Source organism: Inquilinus limosus MP06, from assembly GCF_000767795.1.
Taxonomy (GTDB): domain Bacteria; phylum Pseudomonadota; class Alphaproteobacteria; order DSM-16000; family Inquilinaceae; genus Inquilinus; species Inquilinus limosus_E.
In genome coordinates this window covers 1-1,556 of sequence record NZ_JANX01000915.1, presented here as the reverse complement: position 1 = coordinate 1,556, position 1,556 = coordinate 1, and the positions used below count along the sequence as shown (strand labels likewise).

The 1,556-nt window shown below is 70.2% G+C and carries 1 protein-coding gene; it reads left to right on the top strand.

Annotated elements, in window-relative coordinates; all coding sequences use genetic code 11:
• Nucleotides 1–14 precede the first annotated feature (14 nt).
• Nucleotides 15–1,556, top strand: a 1,542-nt coding sequence (locus P409_RS33940; RefSeq protein ID WP_430515683.1) for a glycine cleavage T C-terminal barrel domain-containing protein, incomplete at its 3' end; no start/stop codon positions are given.

Here is a 1,556-nt window from a genome sequence, read left to right as displayed (position 1 = left end):
TGCAGGAAGGGCTGTTGGCCGGCGCCGCCGCGGCCTCGGCCGCCGGGCTGACCCCGGTGGCGGTGCCGGTGCCGCCGGTCGAGACGGCGCAGGAGGAGCCGGAGGCCGGCGAGGACCGGCCGCTGTGGTATGTGCCGTCGGACCGGCCGGCGAATGCGGTGCGCGCCTTCGTCGACTTCCAGAACGACGTCACCGCCAAGGACATCCGGCTGGCGCTGCGCGAGGGCATGGTCTCGGTCGAGCATGTCAAGCGCTACACCACCACCGGCATGGCGACCGACCAGGGCAAGACCGGCAACGTCAACGCCCTGGGCATCGTCGCCCAGACCATGGGCAGGACTGTCCCGGAGATCGGCGTCACCACCTTCCGCCCGCCCTACACCCCGGTCACCTTCGGCGCCATCGCCGGGCGCGGGGTCAAGGCCCTCTACGCCCCGATCCGCCGCACCCCGATGCATGGCTGGGCCGAAAGGCAAGGCGCGGTGTTCGAGAATGTCGGTGGCGGCTGGAAGCGCGCCTGGTACTTCCCGAAGCCGGGCGAGGACATGCACGCGGCGGTGAACCGCGAGGTCAAGGCGGCGCGCAGCTCGGTCGGCGTGATGGACGCCACCACCCTCGGCAAGATCGACGTCAAGGGGCCGGACGCGGCGGAGTTCCTGAACCGCGTCTACACCAACGCCTGGTCCAAGCTCGCCATCGGCGGCTGCCGCTACGGCCTGATGCTGGGCGAGGACGGCATGGTCAAGGATGACGGCGTCACCACGCGCCTCGCCGAGGACCATTTCCACATGACGACGACGACCGGCGGCGCCGCCAATATCCTCGCCTGGCTCGAGGAATGGCTGCAGACCGAGTGGCCGGACCTCAAGGTGTTCCTGACCTCGGTCACCGAGCAATGGGCGGTCGCCACCATCTCCGGCCCGAAGAGCCGCGAGCTGCTGTCGCGCCTGACCGACCTCGACCTGTCGAACGAGGCCTTCCCGCATCTGACCATGCGCGAGGGCACCGTGGCCGGGCTGCCGGCGCGGGTGTTCCGCATCTCCTTCACCGGCGAGCTGTCCTACGAGATCAACGTCCCCGCCGCCTATGGCCTGGCGCTGATGGAGGCGATCGAGACGGCGGGGCAGGGGCTGGACCTGACGCCCTACGGCACCGAGGCGATGCATGTGCTGCGCGCCGAGAAGGGCTTCATCATCGTCGGGCAGGAGACGGACGGCACCATCACCCCGGGCGACCTGGGCATGGACTGGATCGTCGGCAAGAAGAAGCCGGACTTCATCGGCAAGCGTTCGCTCGACCGGGCCGACACGGCCCGGGCCGACCGCAAGCAGCTGGTCGGCCTGCTGACCGACGACCCGAAGCTGGTGCTGGAGGAGGGGGCGCATATCATCGACACGGCCACCCCGGGCGCCCCGCCGGTGCCGATGCTGGGCCATGTGACCTCCAGCTACTGGAGCCCGAACCTCGACCGGTCGATCGCGCTGGCCCTGGTCAAGGGTGGGCTGGGCCGGTTCGACGGCACCGTCCACATCGCCATGCCCGACCGCACCATCCCG